General features: G+C 56.2%; 18 protein-coding genes. 10 read left to right on the top strand and 8 right to left on the bottom strand.

Going from position 1 to position 17,938, the window contains the following annotated elements:
• Positions 1–91 precede the first annotated feature (91 nt).
• Positions 92–1,261, bottom strand: a complete 1,170-nt coding sequence (locus METFOR_RS06355; protein WP_015285287.1) for a redox-regulated ATPase YchF — start codon at positions 1,259–1,261, stop codon at positions 92–94.
• A 97-nt stretch (positions 1,262–1,358) separates the two neighbouring features.
• Between METFOR_RS06355 and METFOR_RS06350 the strand changes: the two genes are divergently transcribed.
• Positions 1,359–1,949: a pyruvate kinase alpha/beta domain-containing protein gene (locus tag METFOR_RS06350; RefSeq protein WP_015285286.1), complete on the top strand. Its 591-nt coding sequence runs from the start codon at positions 1,359–1,361 to the stop codon at positions 1,947–1,949.
• Between the two features lie 2 nt (positions 1,950–1,951).
• The gene (locus tag METFOR_RS06345; RefSeq protein ID WP_015285285.1) at positions 1,952–2,791 is read left to right on the top strand and encodes a DUF7847 domain-containing protein; all 840 of its coding nucleotides are present in this window, start codon (positions 1,952–1,954) and stop codon (positions 2,789–2,791) included.
• A 72-nt stretch (positions 2,792–2,863) separates the two neighbouring features.
• On the opposite strand, the gene METFOR_RS06340 is transcribed toward METFOR_RS06345, so the two are convergent.
• A complete protein-coding gene (locus METFOR_RS06340; protein WP_015285284.1) occupies positions 2,864–4,066 on the bottom strand; it encodes a TIGR00297 family protein in 1,203 nt (400 codons plus the stop codon).
• A 110-nt stretch (positions 4,067–4,176) separates the two neighbouring features.
• Here METFOR_RS06340 and METFOR_RS06335 point away from each other — a divergent pair, with 110 nt between their 5' ends.
• Positions 4,177–6,774, top strand: a complete 2,598-nt coding sequence (locus METFOR_RS06335) for a valine--tRNA ligase (protein WP_015285283.1) — start codon at positions 4,177–4,179, stop codon at positions 6,772–6,774.
• A 64-nt stretch (positions 6,775–6,838) separates the two neighbouring features.
• Here METFOR_RS06335 and METFOR_RS06330 read toward each other — a convergent pair whose 3' ends face one another.
• From METFOR_RS06330 to METFOR_RS06315, 5 genes are all read right to left on the bottom strand, one after another.
• Positions 6,839–7,399 carry a metallophosphoesterase gene (locus METFOR_RS06330; RefSeq protein ID WP_015285282.1) on the bottom strand — a complete coding sequence of 187 codons (561 nt, stop codon included), beginning with the start codon at positions 7,397–7,399 and terminating at the stop codon, positions 6,839–6,841.
• A gap of 1 nt (position 7,400) precedes the next feature.
• Positions 7,401–8,054 (bottom strand): 2'-5' RNA ligase family protein, encoded by a 654-nt coding sequence (locus tag METFOR_RS06325; RefSeq protein WP_233504467.1) that lies wholly within the window; start codon positions 8,052–8,054, stop codon positions 7,401–7,403.
• An 886-nt stretch (positions 8,055–8,940) separates the two neighbouring features.
• Entirely contained in the window at positions 8,941–9,369 is a 429-nt protein-coding gene (locus METFOR_RS15290; RefSeq protein WP_148277614.1) for an HNH endonuclease signature motif containing protein, read from the bottom strand.
• Positions 9,370–9,452: 83 nt separating this feature from the next.
• Positions 9,453–10,076, bottom strand: a complete 624-nt coding sequence (tmk, locus tag METFOR_RS06320) for a dTMP kinase (protein ID WP_015285279.1) — start codon at positions 10,074–10,076, stop codon at positions 9,453–9,455.
• Positions 10,070–10,741: a HisA/HisF-related TIM barrel protein gene (locus METFOR_RS06315; protein ID WP_015285278.1), complete on the bottom strand. Its 672-nt coding sequence runs from the start codon at positions 10,739–10,741 to the stop codon at positions 10,070–10,072. The genes tmk and METFOR_RS06315 overlap by 7 nt, the downstream gene beginning before the upstream one ends.
• Before the next feature lie 45 nt (positions 10,742–10,786).
• Here METFOR_RS06315 and METFOR_RS06310 point away from each other — a divergent pair, with 45 nt between their 5' ends.
• The 7 genes from METFOR_RS06310 (at position 10,787) to METFOR_RS06285 (ending at position 15,809) form a co-directional block, all read left to right on the top strand.
• On the top strand, positions 10,787–11,473 hold the full coding sequence (locus METFOR_RS06310) for a (5-formylfuran-3-yl)methyl phosphate synthase (protein ID WP_015285277.1): 687 nt from the start codon (positions 10,787–10,789) through the stop codon (positions 11,471–11,473).
• A gap of 5 nt (positions 11,474–11,478) precedes the next feature.
• Entirely contained in the window at positions 11,479–12,948 is a 1,470-nt protein-coding gene (gene guaB, locus METFOR_RS06305) for an IMP dehydrogenase (RefSeq protein WP_048111212.1), read from the top strand.
• A 66-nt stretch (positions 12,949–13,014) separates the two neighbouring features.
• Positions 13,015–14,109, top strand: coding sequence for a PEGA domain-containing protein (locus METFOR_RS06300; protein WP_015285275.1), 1,095 nt, complete (start codon positions 13,015–13,017; stop codon positions 14,107–14,109).
• Positions 14,110–14,171: 62 nt separating this feature from the next.
• The gene (gene sixA, locus METFOR_RS06295; protein ID WP_015285274.1) at positions 14,172–14,666 is read left to right on the top strand and encodes a phosphohistidine phosphatase SixA; all 495 of its coding nucleotides are present in this window, start codon (positions 14,172–14,174) and stop codon (positions 14,664–14,666) included.
• 62 nt (positions 14,667–14,728) lie between these two features.
• Complete coding sequence (msrA, locus tag METFOR_RS06290) at positions 14,729–15,235, top strand: peptide-methionine (S)-S-oxide reductase MsrA (RefSeq protein WP_015285273.1); 507 nt, start codon at positions 14,729–14,731, stop codon at positions 15,233–15,235.
• 170 nt (positions 15,236–15,405) lie between these two features.
• A complete protein-coding gene (locus METFOR_RS15285) occupies positions 15,406–15,606 on the top strand; it encodes a hypothetical protein (protein ID WP_148277613.1) in 201 nt (66 codons plus the stop codon).
• Complete coding sequence (locus tag METFOR_RS06285) at positions 15,603–15,809, top strand: hypothetical protein (protein WP_015285272.1); 207 nt, start codon at positions 15,603–15,605, stop codon at positions 15,807–15,809. The genes METFOR_RS15285 and METFOR_RS06285 overlap by 4 nt, the downstream gene beginning before the upstream one ends.
• A 113-nt stretch (positions 15,810–15,922) precedes the next feature.
• On the opposite strand, the gene metG is transcribed toward METFOR_RS06285, so the two are convergent.
• Positions 15,923–17,911: a methionine--tRNA ligase gene (gene metG / locus METFOR_RS06280; protein WP_015285271.1), complete on the bottom strand. Its 1,989-nt coding sequence runs from the start codon at positions 17,909–17,911 to the stop codon at positions 15,923–15,925.
• Positions 17,912–17,938 lie beyond the last annotated feature (27 nt).

Below are 17,938 nucleotides of genomic sequence, written 5' to 3'. Positions count from 1 at the left end.
GGGATTTTTGGAAAGTGCGGCCAGATTGTCTGACAATTGTATGACAATCGTCATACTGTCCCCGGAACCCGCCGCACCCGGTGCACACGTGTTACTTTGCGGCACTCACAATCTTGATGACATCCCCGTTCTTCAGCTCGTGGTTCTCCTTGATGCGCATCTTGGTCTTCGCATCCACCGCGTACAGGAATCCCTTGCCGATATCCGTGTGCACCTGGAATGCGAGATCGTGAGGAGTGGAGCCCTTCCGCATTAAAAATGCGTCAGGCAGCACGTCGCCCTGCTTGTTGCAGTAGTGATTCTCGTCTTCCACCGGGTACACGACAATCATGTCCAGCAGCTCGAACACCGCCCGGTTGATCGCCTGCTGGACGCCCGTGCCCTTGCACTGCTTCATCACATCTGCAATCTTCGCAAGGCCGGCCTTCTGTGCCGCGGAGAGGGATCCCTCGTTTGCGACCGTGAACATCTCATCACCCGGAAGGTACCTGACCACGTTTGCCGCGGCCGCATTCCGCAGCGCAAGCTCTGAGGCCGCGCTTGCGAACGCGACCTTCTGCTCCGCAAGCTTTGCCCGGAGCGCTTCCGGTGCCTCGTCGAACTTGTTGCCCACGACAAGCATCGGTTTTGAGATCTTCACGATCTCCGCGCAGAAGGGAACGAGATCTTCCATCTTCGCGTGCACCAGTTCCAGTTTCAGCGCAAGTTCCGCGTCCCGCACATCCTCGGGCGTGATCCCGAGGCCGGTGAACGTGTCTGCAATTGCCTGGTGGATGGAGAATCCCTTGACCTGCGCCTGCCGGTTCAGCCTCGTCCAGTGCTTGTCGAGGATCCCGTACACCCACATCGTCATCTCGAACCCGAGGAACTTCACGTCATCGGCCGGGTCATGGTTGCCCACCCCGACCGGGTTGCCTTCGCTGTCGGTGCCGCCGCTTGCGTCGATAATATGGAGGATCGCGTTGGCCTGGCGGAGGTGGTCGAGGAACTGGTTGCCAAGCCCCTTGCCCTTGTGCGCATCGGGGACGAGCCCGGCCACATCGATCAGGTTGACCGCGACAAACCGGTTCCCGTCAACGCAGTGGCTGCACTTCACCTTGAGTTCCGTGCAGGCGCACTTCGTCCGCACGTAGGCGACACCGAAATTCGGGTTGATGGTGGTGAACGGGTAATTCGCAATCTCGGCATGGGCCATCGTGGCAGCCTTAAAGAACGTGGACTTCCCGCAGTTGGGTTTTCCGGCAAGCGCAAGCGTGAGCATGGTTTCTTCCTCTCCATAGGCAGGTAACGATAAAACCGGAGAACACTCCGAAAGAATCTGACAAAGTTTTTCCCCTGTGGCTTATTAAAAGGTACTTATGTCGTTTGTCCAGAAGAGAAGTTACTATTTCGATACGCCGGGACCGGCCAATACGGAAGACGCTGCCCGGTTTTCCCTTGAACGGGCCAAGGAGACGGGGATAAAGACGGTCGTTGTTGCCAGTACATCAGGTAAGACCGCGCAGGTCTTTTCGACGGTACTGAAAGGATCCGGGATCCAGCTCGTGGTGGTCACCCATGTTGTGGGATTCACGAAACCCGGCGAATGGGAGTTCTCGAAAGGCATCGCCGCGCAGTTGCAGAAAGAGGGAGTGAAGATCGTGACCGGCACCCATGCCCTTTCCGGTCTTGAACGGGCGCTCTCGCGGTCGCCGAAAGTCGGCGGGGGTTCCCGGACCGAGGCGATTGCCGAGGCGCTCCGCCGGACAGTCGCCATCGGCCTCAAAGTCGCTGTTGAGTGCGTGCTCATCGCTGCCGACCAGGGTGCAATCGGCATCGCCGATGAGGTCATTGCCGTTGGCGGGACCATGAGCGGCGCCGACACCGTCTGCGTCATCCGCCCGGCCCACACCGCAAACTTCTTCGACCTCCAGGTACGGGAGATCGTTGCCATGCCGAGGGCCCGGTAACCATGTCGGTGGCGGAGTTCAGGGAGGCCTGCGGGCTTCTTCTCCGGATGCCGGTCCTCTGGATACCGGGGGTTGTGGGGGGCCTGTGCGCTGCCTTCATCTGGCTGCTCTTCATCCTGTCCGGGGCGTTCTTTGCCGGCAGGTTCGTGGTGATCGCCGGCCTTATCGTGCTCTTCTTCATTGCCGGGATGCTGGCAGTGATCCGGCAGAACGAAGGGAGCATGGGGACGCTCGCAGGAGGGGGGCGCCAGTACTTCTTCCGCGTACTGCTCCCGCTGCTTGTTGTGCTCTTCATGATCCTGCTGGTCTTCGTCCTTGTCATGCTCACGCTCACCCTCATCGGGATCCCCTCCGACCCTGCCCTGCTGGTCTTCCTCTCGTTTGGTGTTGCAATACCGAGCATCCTCATGACGCTCTTTTCCGACACTGCCGCGGTCTTTGAGGACCGGAAGGTGTTTGAATCGATCCAGAGAAGTATCGACATCGTGAGCCAGAACACCGGTAAGGTCATCTCCTTTGTCCTCATCTCGGCACTGGCCGGCGCAGCCATCCTCTTCTCGCTGATGATCGTCTGGGAAGCACTTCTTTTCGATAAGCTCGAACCCCTCACCCATTATACCGAAGAACAGCTGAAGACATTCACACCCGACCAGCTCCTCACCATGATCGGGAGCGACGGGACCTGGGTAACGGCCGTGGTCATCTTCCTTGCCGGGCTCCTCCTCATCCCGCTGCTCATGAGTTACAAGGCTTGCACCTTCCGCAAGCTTGCCGGCAGCACCGTCCTGATCCAGCAGGTGACCGGCGAGTACGACAGCAAGGGACGCTGGTATAAGTATTAGCCTGGACACTGCCGGTTCGGTTCCGGAAAAGCAGGTCCCAAACAGATCCTAAAAGATCCAAAATACTCTTTTTTATACCGGGATTACGAGATACAGCGCGATAGCAACGATCCCACCGCTGATGGTAGCAGCAAAGTTTGTTCCCGCATTGCCTAAAAATCCCTTGTTTTCGAGCGTTGCCCCGACCAGGCTGTCCACGTTTGTTCCGATGAAGGCAGCCAGTGAACAGGCAACCAGCATCGGGAGCGTGATGACACCGAGCAGGAACGCGGCAGCTGCAACAACGATACCCCCGGCCAGTGCAACCAGCTCGCCCACGAGCGTGACACCGCCATTTGTCCCGACCGGGACGGGTCTCAATGTTGTGATCATGCGGGGTTCTCCCCCGGTCATGCCGATCTCACTTGCCAGCGTGTCCGCCGCAGCGGTGGCAACACATCCCACATAGAGGACAATAAAGAGGGGATCCTGGAAGAGGCCGTACAGGACTGCCGCAGCGGTTGCCGCCATCCCGTTTGCGAAGACATTCTTATAGCCCCGTGCACCGCTGTGGCCCTGCTCAACGCCGATCCGCTTCTTGTACTCGTACTTGTACTTCGTTGCAATCGAACCAAGGACGAAGAATACGATCATGATGATGAGCCAGCGGGGGGTTGTGAAGACAAGGAGGATGATGCCGACAAGCGCAATGGAGAAAAGCCCCGAGAGGTCGGCGGTCTTTGACCGGTAGGCAAAATAGGCAAACGTGAACGCGGCAATGACCGCCATCACCACGATCTGGAGGTCGGCCTGGTAGTTGAGCTCCTGGATCAGGAGCATGGTCATTGCCGTCCCCACGCCCTCGATAACCAGCGAGTCCTCATACTTCAGGAGGATGACCTTGAGGAGAACGGCCGCGATGATCCCGAAAATAATGGTCAGGATTGCGGACTCGTTGAGGTACACCATCACGAGAACACCCGCCCATGCGGTCGAGATGATGTAATACAGGTAGGTGTTCAGGTCGTCGGCGCCGCGCTGGAAGACCAGCTCCCCCAGCACGATCATGGCAAGCGTTGTGGCAAAGACAAAGAAGGGGAGGAGCCCGACACCATAGAGTGCGGCAAGGGCGCACATCGTGTAGGTCAGGTATTTTGTGGCAAAGAACCGCCAGAGGATAAGCGAGAAGAGGATGACGACAAGCGCCATCAGCCACGCCGGTTCCAGATACGGCCCAAGGAGCGTGACCCCCCCGACCAGTGCCGCTGCATAGCCGAGGCCCGGTTGTCGCTGCATTAACCAGTCATTTGTCTTCAAGCACAAAGAGTTTTATTGTGCTGCAAGGGTCCATCACTTCACAAAAATCCGATCAGTATATTTCTATCAACGATCAACCTTCACCTCAAATGGTGTCATCTGATCAACTGCCGAAAAACTATGACTTTGCACAAGTGGAGGAGCGCTGGAGGAACACCTGGCGGGACGAGGACAACTTTTTTGACAAAACCTCGAAGAAACCGCAGTTCGTCATCGATACCCCGCCACCCTACCCGACCGGGAACTTCCATATCGGCAATGCGCTGAACTGGTGTTATATCGACTTCTTTGCCCGCTACAAGCGCATGAAGGGCTTCAACGTGATGTTCCCGCAGGGCTGGGACTGTCACGGACTGCCCACGGAAGTGAAGGTCGAAGAGCTTAACAATATCACCAAGAACGACGTCTCCCGCGAGGAGTTCCGGAAGATGTGCCGCGAGCTGACCGAGAAGAACATCGCGGCAATGCGCCTCACCCTGCGTAAGATGGCCTTCTCCACGGACTGGTCCAACGAATACATCACGATGACACCGAAGTATTACAGCAAGACGCAGCTCTCCTTTTTGCGGATGCTGGCTTCGGGATATATCTACCAGAGCGAGCACCCGGTCAACTACTGCACCCGGTGCGAGACCGCGATTGCGTTTGCCGAAGTCACCTATGATGACCGGGAAACCCAGCTCAACTACTTCGATTTTGATGGCGTGGAGATCGCGACCACCCGGCCCGAGCTCCTTGCCGCCTGCGTTGCCGTTGCCGTTCACCCGGGTGACGACCGGTACCACAAACTGAAAGGCCGGACCATGAAGGTCCCGCTCTTCGGCCACGATGTCCCGGTCGTGCAGGACGAGGCCGTTGACCCGGCATTCGGTTCCGGCGCAGTCATGATTTGTACCTTTGGCGACAAGCAGGATGTCCACTGGTGGAAGCAGCACAACCTCAATCTGAGGAAAGCCATCGACCGACAGGGAAAGATGACCGCAATTGCCGGCAAGTACCAGGGCCTCGACACCACGGCCTGCAGGAAGGCAATCCTCGATGACATGAAGGCACAGGGCATCCTGCACCGGCAGGAGAAACTCGCCCAGCGCGTGGGCACCTGCTGGCGCTGCAAGACCCCGATCGAGATCCTCTCCGAGCGCCAGTGGTTCGTGAAGATCAAGCCGGACGAGATCCAGAAGGCCGCCCACCAGATAACCTGGTACCCCGAGCACATGCTTCGCCGGATGGAGAACTGGGTGGACCAGATGGAATGGGACTGGTGCATCTCCCGGCAGCGGATCTTCGCCACCCCGATCCCGGTCTGGTTCTGCAAGAAGTGCGGCGAGATGACCGTGCCGGACGAGAAGGACCTCCCATGCGACCCGACGCTGACAAAACCGAAACACCCGTGCAAAAAGTGCGGCAGCACGGAATTTGAAGGAGAGGTCGACGTCCTTGACACCTGGATGGACTCATCCATCTCGGTCTTAAACGTCACCGGCTGGGACGGGAACGGGAATCCCCCCTACTTCCCGGCCCAGATCCGCCCGCAGGGGCACGACATCATCCGCACGTGGGCGTTCTACACCATCCTGCGCTCCGTTGCCCTGACCGGCAGCAAACCGTGGGACCAGATCCTGGTCAACGGCATGGTGCTGGGCGAGGACGGGTTCAAGATGAGCAAAAGCCGGGGCAACATCATTGTCCCGGAGGACATCCTCTCCAAGTATGGCGCCGATGCCCTCCGCCAGTGGGGTGCGATGGGAGCAGCAACCGGCTCCGACATCATGTTCAACTGGAACGATGTGGTCGCCGCGTCCCGGTTCCAGACCAAGATGTGGAACATCACGAAGTTCGCGCTCATCCAGCTCGAAAAGGGCGGCTTTGACAAGAACACCGAGGTTACGGCACTCGCCGACCGCTGGCTTCTCGTCCGGCTCTCGGACACCATCGAGGCGGTCAGCAAGGCGATGGAGGAGTACCAGTTCGATGTTGCGCTCAAAGCGATCCGCGAGTTCGCGTGGGACGTGCTGGCCGACAATTACATCGAGCTCGTCAAGGGCCGGCTCTACCAGCAGGACGGCTCCCGGGCCGGCGCCTGCCTCGCGCTCCACACTGCGTTCGACTCCCTCTGCCGGATGCTCGCCCCGTTCATCCCCTACTTTGCCGAGGAGTGCTACTCGTACCTGAACCCCGGCCAGAGCGTGCACAAGCAGCCCTGGGTCAACTTCACGTACGATGACGATGCAGCGCGGAAGGAGGGAGACACGCTCGTACAGGTCGTAGCTGAAGTGCGGAAGTACAAGCACGACAACAACATGGCCCTCAATGCCCCGCTTGGCAAGGTCACGATCTATGCCCCGCACTCGGTCAATGACGAGGGCGACACCGGCCGCACCATCAATGCCGATGTCCACTGGCGCACCGATGTGGCAAAGCTCGACCGGGCCATCACCGACATCGAGTTCAACCGCTCGGTCGTGGGCAAGACATTCCGGAAGGATGCGCAGGCATTCATGGACGCGGTGAAGGCACTGTCTCCAGCTGAACTGGAGAAGCCACCGAAGACACTGAAGATCAATGGCGTCGAGACCGAGATCCCTGCCGATGCATTTACGCCCAAGTTCTCCTATATGGAGGAGGGCGCGAAGGTGGATGTGCTGACGGTTGGGGATGTCATTGTGACGATTGCGAAGAAGGAATAGAATCGCATCCGTTTTTACGAATAATTATTCTAAATTTGTTTCTTGAATTGTGAATACAGTCTGTTTACCGTGACCTCATAGATAATAGTTTTTCCAATTCAATTGGACGGTAATCTAACAATTCCGCGCTGACATTTATCATGTGGGATTCATTATTTATCAAAGGGTGTTTTTGCAGATTGTTATTGTGATGGTGACCGTGAATTATCCACCGGGGTTTCCACTCTGTTATGATTTTACAAACCTCAGTATGAGCCAATGTTTCCTTGTTATGCCTTCCATCAGGGTCTTCACTATGTACGAGAAGAAGAGGCTCCCCATTGAATTTTATCACAAGGTATGGAAGTTTACATTTTAGGTAAGTGTCATGGTTTCCCCAAATAAAAATCTTTATTCCATTTAATTTGTGCAACCATCCTCTGATATTTCTCCCTTTATTCCTGGAAAAAACCAAATCGCCAAGAAAATAAACAGTATCAAATTTTCCAACTGTTTGGTTCCATCGCGAAACCATTTCATAATTCATCTGTTGAACATCCTCAAATTGGTCCCTATGACAATATTTCATTATATTCGCATGTTCGAGATGCAAATCAGAAATAATAAAAATTCGCGGAGTTTCCATATTATTGCCCTCCCAAAAATCGTTTACCAATAAATGGGATTTTACTAAGCCACGATTCTTGTTTGATTATTTTCTTTAGCGCAGTTTTTTCATTAGGATTATAATTTCCTTTAAAAAATTCTTCAAGAAGTTGAAATGTTTTTGTCAGTTCTTTCTTTGAAAGGGCTTCATTCCGATTTAACAATCGTCTCTGAAGAAAATCATATTCACATAATATTTTACTATTTTTGAGGATAGTGACCCGAATCAGAATTTGTTTATATTTTGGTTCTGTTTGAGTGTCTATATATTTCCGTATTTTGGCAAAATCTCGATCGTTTAGATTCATTGCCAATGTGGCATGGAATTTAAAATCCTGATTATAATCAAATTCTTTTAATTTGCAATAAGGAGTGAATTTTTGAGCAAGTGCCCAACGAAAATTTTTAAGATTTTCGTTTGGGTGTATATTAATAAAAACAACTCCTGTCGCATTTTCAAAATAACCAAATCCATCAACAGTATATTTACAGAGAGGTGTTTCCGAACATATTGACACAAAATCTTTGATGAGCCGACTTTCGTTATCAGTAGTTAAGCCACCAACAAGAGAGATATGAGGTACTGTCTTCCGAAACGATGATAAACGAAATTTCTTTTTAAGGTGATCAATCATACTTCGAATTTCATATTTCGAAGATCCCTGAAAACGATATTCAATTAAATAGTGTGCGTCATTCATTTTACCAAAATTCTGGTGTTTGATATTTTTTTCCAGGATTCCCCTTACCCAATTATAAACTCGTAATACTATACAATTGCTTGATAAATGAATCCTCTTTTATTAATCTTACATTTTTTCAATCTATTGGAAAACTATTGGAATAAAATTTTTCCCGTGCCCTAACAAAAACTATGAGTTTCATTTATCAAATTACGATGCCTGCCGCCGCCCCGAAGGGCGCCCCGCGGCGGCGTTAGTACGGTTTCATGTACACATGCAGGCCGTTGCCCCGCCGTGCCCCGTGAGGGGCCCTGAGGCGGGAAGCCTTCGTAATTCCATATGTTCATTTGAATTTGATTGTCAGTGGAAGAGTCAAATTACTACCCAAACCCCCCTGTGGAAATTCTGGTACATCAGAGCCCGCCACGGTCCCGGTTGTACCTCTTTTCCCTCATACCCCCAATTTTAGAGGTCATAATTCAGAAAAACACGGAATTGGGCCGGAATAATCGGGCGATTTTCGGCGGGAATAAATCAGGTCATATTTAGCAACGTTACAAGGACCGAAAACAAGGGAGGATGGGGTTTACGATGTGGCAGGGACCGGCAACGGGGGGATTTTCGGAACAATGATTGTGAAATGATACTATTTTTACACGGCATGACACATAAACAGTCCTTAGACATTTGCGTAACGCACTTATCTGTACAAAATCTTGATTAAAATTTACCCAGCGAAGCTCCGATAAAGCGGCGGAGCGACCCTCATCTGGGGGTGGGAATCCTCCATAATCCCGATACTTATTTTGGACTGTGAAAAAAATCCAAAAATAATTAATTAGATTCTAAAACGATCCATCCATTCTTCTTCTGGAGTTTTTTTCTTACTACTCTTTTTTGCATTTCCATTTATTTTCTCAATAACCTTTTTTATACAATTTTCTTCTTTTGGACTTCTCATTTTAATGTAACTGCGCAATTGGGCTGGAGTGATCATGTTTCGTTCAGCTTCTCTATGATGAGATTCACAGACTCCTATCATGTTAAGATATGTGTGCTTGCCTTGTGCTGCCCTTGGAGTAATGTGATGAACCGTTTGTGATTTACCATATGGACATTTTGGAATTTCACATCGATGGTTAGTAAGGCAGCTTTGAATATCTCTGCTTTGCGCTCCAGTAAGTTGTGGGGTGGTTAAGCTTTTTTTCTCTTTTTTCAGAAACATCGATGGAGCATCAAAACCGGATCCCATTTTTTTCGGCGGCATAATGTTACTAATCAAAATTATCTATGATTAATCTATTGGGGAAAAATTATTTTTTCATTTATCTTTTTTTTAAACGGAACAGCTCACTTCTTCCGGCCCTTCCGCTTCTTTCCAGTCTCCAGCTCCACCCGGATCGCATCCGCCACGAACCGGGCAACAATCTCCGGAGAAAGCATTGCATCCACGATCACGAACCGCGAGGGCTCGGCCTTCGCGTAGGAAAGATAATTGTTCTGTACCTTCTCGAGCGTCTCCCGCTTCTCAAAATGCTCCCGTTCAGTATCAGGCTTCAGCCGGGTGAGGGCCTCATCGATCGGCAACACACAGAGAAATGTCTTGTCCGGCACAATCGTCCACCCGTTATGCATCGAGCGCAGCCACTTCTCCGGCTCCGGCACAATGCCCTGCAGGGTCACGGACTGGTACGCATACCGGCTGTCGCTGTACCGGTCGGAGATGACAAGCCTGCCTTCCGCAAGCGCCGGGCGGACAACCTTTGCGAGATGGGCAGCATGGTCGGCGACAAAGAGCGTCGCCTCCGTGATCGGATCGATCTGCTCCTTGATCGCCCGCCGGACCTGGTCGCCCACCCACGTTGCCCCCGGCTCCCTGGTCATCAGCGGGTCGAGATCCGCGAGAAGATCTTTGAGCGATGCATGAAGCGTGCTCTTCCCGCTCCCGTCGATACCTTCCAGCGTGATCAGCATACCCTGCCCCTCCGGATCCAGTCAACCGGGATTTTTCCGTGATGCAGGGCTGTGGCAATGATTGCGCCATCGAACCCGGCATCACAGAGCATCGCGAGGTCGTCCTGCGATGCTACACCACCGCCCCAGAATAATTTCCGGTGATACGCAGCCCGCATCGAATCGAGCATTGCCGGATCGAGCCCGGTTTCGGTCCCCACAGCGCTGATATTCAGGATAATGCACCCGTCGAACTTCCAGCCGTTTGCCTGCCGCAGGAAGTCGACCGGGTTGCGCCCTGAGGGGATGACACGGCCGCCTTTCACATCAATACTGATAAACCCGCCCTGATACTGCGAGAGATCATTTCCTCCCGTCTCTGTGCCGACAATGTTCGTGATGTGGTACCCGTCGAGCAGGTCATCCGGCCCCCGGCACCCGCGGTCAACGTAACAGTGCCTGACAAGGGATGCGCACTGCCGGACAGTGGCGTCATGCGAACCGGTCCCCGTGATGCGGTCGAGGTCCGCAATATAGATGGACCGAGGCCGGATGGCCCGGACAAACCCGGGCGGATCCGCCGTCGGAGAAATGCCCCAGTCAAGCGGTTTGTAACGCTCCCGGTGCCCGGATTTGCCATGCACGACCAGATTCTCTTTCAAATCCATTGCAAGGACCAGTTCCATAGACGAACCCAAAACCACTATTATGTCAAAAGATCATTAAATCTTATGCAATTGTTGGTCAGCCCCAGCTCTATCGACGAAGCCAGGCACTCCGTCGCCGCTGACATCATCGACGTCAAGAAACCATCCGAAGGCTCGCTCGGTGCCAATTTCCCCTGGGTGATCCGTGAGATCAAGGAATTCGCCCAAAAACCGGTGAGCGCTGCCATCGGGGATTTCGACTTCAGACCCGGCGGGGCTGCCCTTGCTGCGTACGGCGCTGCCTGTGCCGGGGCTGACTATGTCAAGATAGGGCTCGCGTTCGAGGGAAAAGAACAGGCCCGCGATCTCATTGCCGCCGTTGTCAGGGCAGTCAAGGAACCGTTCCCCCGGAAGTTTGTCGTCATCGCCGCGTACTCCGACTACGAACGGATGCATACCATCTCCCCGTTCGATATGGCCCCCATCGCCGCTGAGTGCGGGGCTGACTTTGCCATGATCGATACCGGCATCAAGGACCGCCAGAGCACCTTTGCCTTCATGGACGAGAAAGCACTCCTCTCGTTCACAGAAGGAAACCGGAAACTCGGCCTTGGCACTGCCCTTGCCGGTGCCCTGAAGTTCGAGGACCTGGATGCACTCAAACGGATCAACCCCGAGATCATCGGTGTCCGGGGGATGGTCTGTGGCGGCGACCGGAATGCAACGGTTCGTGAAGACCTGATCAACAAGGCGCTTGCGCTGATCCGGTGATGATCATGTTTGTGGAAAAACTGGAAGTCCCCCTCTCCTTAACCTTCGACGATGTCCTGCTGGAGCCGCAGGCCTCATGGGTCGAACCGTCCGAGACCGACACATGCTCGCGGTTCTCGAAGAATATCGGCGTCAATATCCCGCTCGTCTCTGCTGCAATGGATACCGTGACCGAAGCACAGATGGCCATCACGCTCGCCCGCCTTGGTGGCATCGGTGTCATCCACCGGAACATGACGCCCGAGCACGAAATGCAGGAAGTCGTTGCTGTCAAGCAGGCAGAGGAGCTCATCGAACGCGACGTGCTCTATGTCGAGGACACGGCAACGGTCTCTGACGCCGAGAACCTCATGCACCAGTACAATATTGGCGGGGTTCCGGTTGTTGCGAAGGAGAAGATCATCGGTATCGTGAGCCGGCGGGACGTCAGGGCCATCGTGCAGAAGAGCGGTAATGAGAAGATCACCACCATCATGACAAGGAAGCCCATCGTGGGCGGCGAGGACATCACTGCTGAGAAGGCCCTTGAGATCATGTACACGAGCAAGGTGGAGCGGCTCCCGATTGTCAATGACAAAGGCAAACTGATCGGTATCGTCACCATGCAGGACATCCTGGAGAAACGCCAGTACCCGCTTGCCTGCCGGGACAAGCGAGGCAACCTCCGCGTGGCTGCTGCCGTCGGCCCGTTCGACTTTGCCCGCGCCGAACTCCTGGACCAGAACGGGGCAGACGCCCTTGTCGTGGACTGCGCCCACGGCCATAACATGAAAGTGGTTGCAGCCGTGAAGGAGATCGCGGGCAGCGTGAACGCAGAGGTGGTTGCCGGGAACATCGCGACAAAGGAGGCGGCAGCGGCACTGCTCGATGCCGGCGTTGACGGCATCAAGGTGGGAATCGGCCCGGGCTCCATCTGCACGACCCGCATCGTTGCCGGGACCGGCGTCCCGCAGATCACGGCCGTTGCGCAGGTTGCAGAGGTTGCCCACGAGGCAGGCGTCCCGGTCATCTCGGACGGCGGTGTCCGGTTCAGCGGGGATGTGGCAAAAGCCATTGCGGCCGGGGCAGACACCGTCATGATGGGCAGCATGTTTGCCGGGACCGACGAATCGCCCGGCAAGGTCATCACGATGAAAGGCCGCCGGTACAAGCAGTACCGCGGCATGGGTTCCCTTGGCGTGATGAGCAGCGGGCAGTCAAGCGACCGGTACTTCCAGAAGAAGGAGATCGGCAGCACGAAATTCGTTCCCGAGGGCGTTGAGGGAGTCACCCCCTATGTCGGCCACGTGGGTGAAGTGATCTACCAGCTCGTTGGCGGGCTCAAGTCCGCGATGGGATATTCCGGTGCAAAGACCATTGCCGACATGCACACGAAGGCCCGGTTCGTCCGGATCACCAACGCCGGCATGACCGAGAGCCACCCGCACAACATCATGATCACCGATGAAGCGCCGAATTACCGGCTCTTCGAGTAATTTTTCACCCGCGTTCTCCGGCAGGATAATAAGATCCGGCGGTTTACCGTATCCTAACGTGATCCTATGCATACTTCTTGCCTGAAATGGGGCGCATTTCTTGTCCTGCTCCTCCTCGTCCCCTGCGTGACGGCGTTCTCTGTCTCCTCAACGACCGTGGATCCCACCATCCTCAATCCCGGTGATTCCGTGAACGTGACCACGAAGGTGTATGTTGCCTCGGGCACCCCGTTCTCCGCCTTTGACGACCTCCAGTTCGTGACAACGCTCGACGACCCGGTCTGGGTCTATACGGTAATCATAGGCGGCGTAGAGAACACCCGGCCTGCCGATCGTGGGAAGATCCTGACCATCGGGGGATACGAGCTCTCTTATCCTGCAAACGAGGAAGTCGTTGTCGATATCGCGCTGAAAGGCCAGGTCCCTGCGGCTACTCCTGAGGGGACAGAGCTCCCCCTTATCACGGTGCAGGAACTGGATGCGCGGAGCAGGGTGATCACATCGTCAGTTACGGAGATCAGGCACCTCATCGGCAAACCCACCCCCACGCCAACCCCGGAGTACGGCCAGATTGTCATCACTTCGGAACCGGAGGGGGCAAACGTCTTCCTGGACAACACCCTGCGGGGGATTACTCCCGTCACCCTCAAAGCCGTGTCCAATGGCCGGCATACCGTGACACTGAGGCTTGAGGGATACGAGGACGTGGTCCGGGAAGTGACCGTTACCGCGGATTCCCCGCAGGTCATCGCATCCCTTGCCCGGCAATCGTCCATTCCGGCAACAGATTCCCCGTCAGTTCCCGCTACAGCAGTACAGGAGACCCCGGGCACCCCCGCACCACAGCCGGCAGCGGCAACAACCGGTTCCCTCTCGATCACGACAACCCCGCCCGGTGCGCTCGTGTTCATTGACGGGCAGATGAAAGGCATCAGCCCGGCAACCATCCCCGGGCTCTCTCCCGGGCCGCACAAGATCCGGCTTGTCCTGGACGGGTACCAGGACTTCGAGACCTCAACAGAGATTGCTGCCGGCTCGACCTCGGAATTTGTCACCGGGCTCTCCACCCGGAAAACAGTCCCCGGGTTTGAAACCGTTACTGCCCTTGCTGCAGTCAGCCTGGTTCTCATCGTTCTCTGCTGCCGGAAGAGGGATTCGTAACTTTCGGAAACGGGCATCTTTTTTTCATAATGCTTATCCCCTGACAGCACACCAGACAGGATGTGGATATCTATATTCTGCGGCACGGGAAAGCGGAGGAGAACACACCAGAAGGTGGCGATGCTGCGCGCCGGCTGACAAAGAAGGGCTCCGAAGAGATCCTCGGCGTCGGGCTCTTTTTGGCCGCGCAGGATCTGGAGTTCGATCTCATCGCTGCAAGCCCGCTTGCCCGGGCGCAGGAAACTGCCGCGATCATTGCCGGCGTCCTGAAATACAAGAAGAAGCCGGCATCATGGAATGTGCTTGTGCCGGGCGGCGAACCGGATGCCGTCTGCCACGAGATCAGCCGTCATGGGAAACCCTCTGCCATTCTTCTCGTAGGCCACGAGCCGCTCCTCTCCTCGCTCATCAGCAGGATCATCTCGGGAACCGAAGATGCGGGGATCGCGATGACCAAGGGAGGGCTCGCAAAGATCCGCGACGTCTCCTTCACCCAGCGCCCGTCCGGGGAGCTCCACTGGCTCCTCACGGCAAAGCAGATGACCCTGCGGAAGTGAGAGGGACGCTTTTTCGCATCCTATCGCAACACCCAAAAATCCCTGACACCAACGATTGATCCATGACAGGTGACCCGGTGTACCGGAAAGCCACGTTTGCCGCCGGCTGCTTCTGGGATGTCGAGGCCGCATTCCGGAACCTCGACGGGGTACTGGAAACGGTCGTGGGCTATACCGGGGGCACTGTCCCGGAACCCACCTACGAGCAGGTTGCCGCGGGCACCACCGGCCACGCGGAGGCAGTGGGCGTTGTCTTTGATCCGGCGGTTATCTCCTACGAGGCGCTCCTCGATGCGTTCTGGGAGATGCACAACCCGACGCAGGAAGGCGGGCAGGGGGATTATTCCGGCCCGCAGTACCGGTCCGTGATCTTTTACCATGACGAAGAACAGAGAGCGGCAGCAACAGCCTCCCGCGACCGGCTGGCGGCAGAAAGGCGGTACGGAGACCGGCCCATCAGGACGGAGATCCTCCCCGCCACGACATTCTGGCCTGCCGAGGAGTGCCACCAGCAGTTCTACGCCAAGTGCAGGCAGTCGTTTGTCACCAGCCGGCAGATATGGGAGTGAAGACCTCCCTGGCCCTGCACCCCGGTGGGCCGGGCAGGATCCGTGGTATAAGCGGCCCGATCTCCGCGTTCTTTGGTATAACCGCGCGGTTTGATCAGCGCACCTTCGCTATTTTACCAATATATGTGCAGCAGCACCCGATGTTCTGATCAGAGTGTTTCGTTTGCCCCATGCAGGCAAAGAAGCACTCGTATCCGGCAAGACCTGTCGTGGAGGTCTGCGGGAGAACGGCTGCCGGCACACTTTCCCCGGCACCCTCTCCCCGGTGGCCTTCCGTACATGTCCCGGATAGCACAGACCACCAGCGGGCTTACTGCCTTCAGGACACCAGCAAGCGTCCTGTGGCAAAAAGCCAGGAGACCATGCCATGACCTCACAAGACAACCCGGCCCCGGGCACACACCTTCCTCCCGCACACCAGAATGCCCGGGAAGGATCCCCGGCCGGCACCCGTGCACGACCGCACCGGATGCCGGCAATGGGATGGATCCGGGAGATCGCACCGAGCGAGAACTGGCGCACGACCACGATTGTTTCGCGCCACCGTGACTCCTCACTTTCACCAGCACCCTGATGTAACTGTCCTTTGCACACGGGACGGTTCAGTCATTGTTCCATACCGCTGTGCCGGGAGACCAGCCCGGCACAGTCCACTCCTCTTCTTAAAAAAAGGAAAAAGAAAAACAGTTACCGGATCTTCGTGCCCGGCTCGACCGGCTTCAGCGGCACGAGCAGCGAGGCCGCGTCCCCGGCAGCGAGCACCATGCCGTTGCTCTCGACCCCGAAGATCTTCGCGGGGGCAAGGTTCGTGACCACGACAACGTCCATCCCGACAATCTCCTCGGGCTTGTAGAACTGCTGCATGCCCGCAACGATCTGGCGCTTCTCGCTCCCGATATCCACCATCAGTTTTAAGAGCTTGTTCGACTTCGGCACGGGCTCAGCGGACAGGACTTTTCCGGTCCGCAGGTCGAGTTTCTGGAATTCTTCGAAAGTTACCACGGGGATCTTCTCCGCTTTCTTGTTCGCATCGGCAACGCGTTTCTGGAGGAGCGCGTCAAGCTCCTTCACCTGCGCCTCTTCCATCTTCACAAAGAGGGGGGTCGGGGGCTTGAGGCAGGCCTCGGGTACCGCGTGCAGCGCATCGCTGACCGGGTGTTTTGCCACCTCGTCATAGAACCCGAGCTCCTTCCAGCACCGCTCCGCCGCCTCCGGCATCACCGGCTGGATGAGGAGCGCGAGGGCTTTGACGATCTGGCAGGCGTTCTTGATCACCTGCGCTGCCGCAGCCCGGTCGGTCTTGACCAGTTTCCACGGGGCGTTCGTCTGGATGTAGGTGTTCCCGAACGCGGCAAGGCCCATCACCGCATCGACCGCTCCCTTGAACTCGTAGTCCCGCATCAGCTGGTCAACATTCGCGAGTGTCTTTTCAATCTCGGCCATGATCGCCGGGTCGACATCTCCCGCGGGAATACCTTCGAACTCTTTCTGGGCAAAGTAGAGCGTCCGGTACACGAAGTTGCCGAAGATATTGACAACCTCGTTATTGATCCGCTCCGCAAAGAGCGGCCAGGCAAAGTTCAGCTCCTTGGTGTGGCTCGTGTACGAGAGGAGGTAGTACCGGAGGTAATCGACCGGCAGGCCCTTGTCGAGATAGTCGTCGTTGGTCCAGACCACGTAGCCCCGGGACTTCGAGAACTTGTGGTCGTCGACTTTGACCATCCCGCTTGCAACAACCGCGTGCGGCACCCCGTACCCCGCACCCTTCAGGAGGGCGGGCCAGAAGATCGCGTGGTGGTAGATGATGTCGCCGCCAATGAAGTGTGTGACGCGGTTGTCCCCGCACCAGTACCGCTTCCAGTCTTTATTGTTCGCCTTCGCCCATTCCTCGGTGAACGCGATGTAGCCGATCGGGGCATCGACCCAGACATAGACCACGAGGTCGTCGCGGCCCGGGAACTTCACGCCCCAGTCAAGCGTCCGCGTGATGCACCAGTCATGGAGTTCGTCCTTGATCCAGCCGATGGCATAGTTCTTCGCATTGGTCGTGCCCCGGAGCTGGTCGAGATGCGGGAGGAGGAAGTCCCGGAACTCCGAGAGTTTGAAAAAGAAATGTTCCTGGTCCCGGAACTCCGCCTTCGTGCCGCAGACCTTGCAGACCGGGTCCTTGATCTCGCCGGGCTCCAGGTGCTTGCCGCATCCCTGGTCGCACTCGTCGCCCCGGGCCGGCTTGCCGCAGTGGGGGCAGACCCCCTCCACGTACCGGTCGGGCAGGAACCGCTTGCACTTCGTGCAGTAGGCCTGGTGGACGACCTGCTTGTAGATGTAGCCGTTCTCCTGGAGCCGCGTGACAATGTCCTGCGTCCGGTGGTGGTTGGCCGGGTCGTCGGTCATGCCGAACCGGTCGAAGACGACACCCATCCGCTTGAACGTCTCGTCGAAGTGCTTGTGGTATTTTTCCGAGAGCGCACGGGGCGTTGTACCGGCCTCCTCGGCAGAAACGACGATCGGGGTCCCGTGATTGTCCGAACCGCAGACGAAGACGACCTCCTCGCCTGCCCGCCGCATGTAGCGGACATACGCATCGGCAGGTACGTATGTTCGCAGGTGGCCAAGATGGCAGGGGCCGTTGGTATACGGCAGCCCGCAGGTGACGAGCAGCGGCGTTTGATTCATCACTATGTTTTAGATGGTTCTGCGTAA

The sequence above is a fragment of the Methanoregula formicica SMSP genome (assembly GCF_000327485.1).
GTDB lineage: Archaea > Halobacteriota > Methanomicrobia > Methanomicrobiales > Methanospirillaceae > Methanoregula > Methanoregula formicica.
The sequence above is the reverse complement of the archived record's forward strand: the minus strand, read 5'-3'. Positions and strand labels throughout refer to the sequence as shown.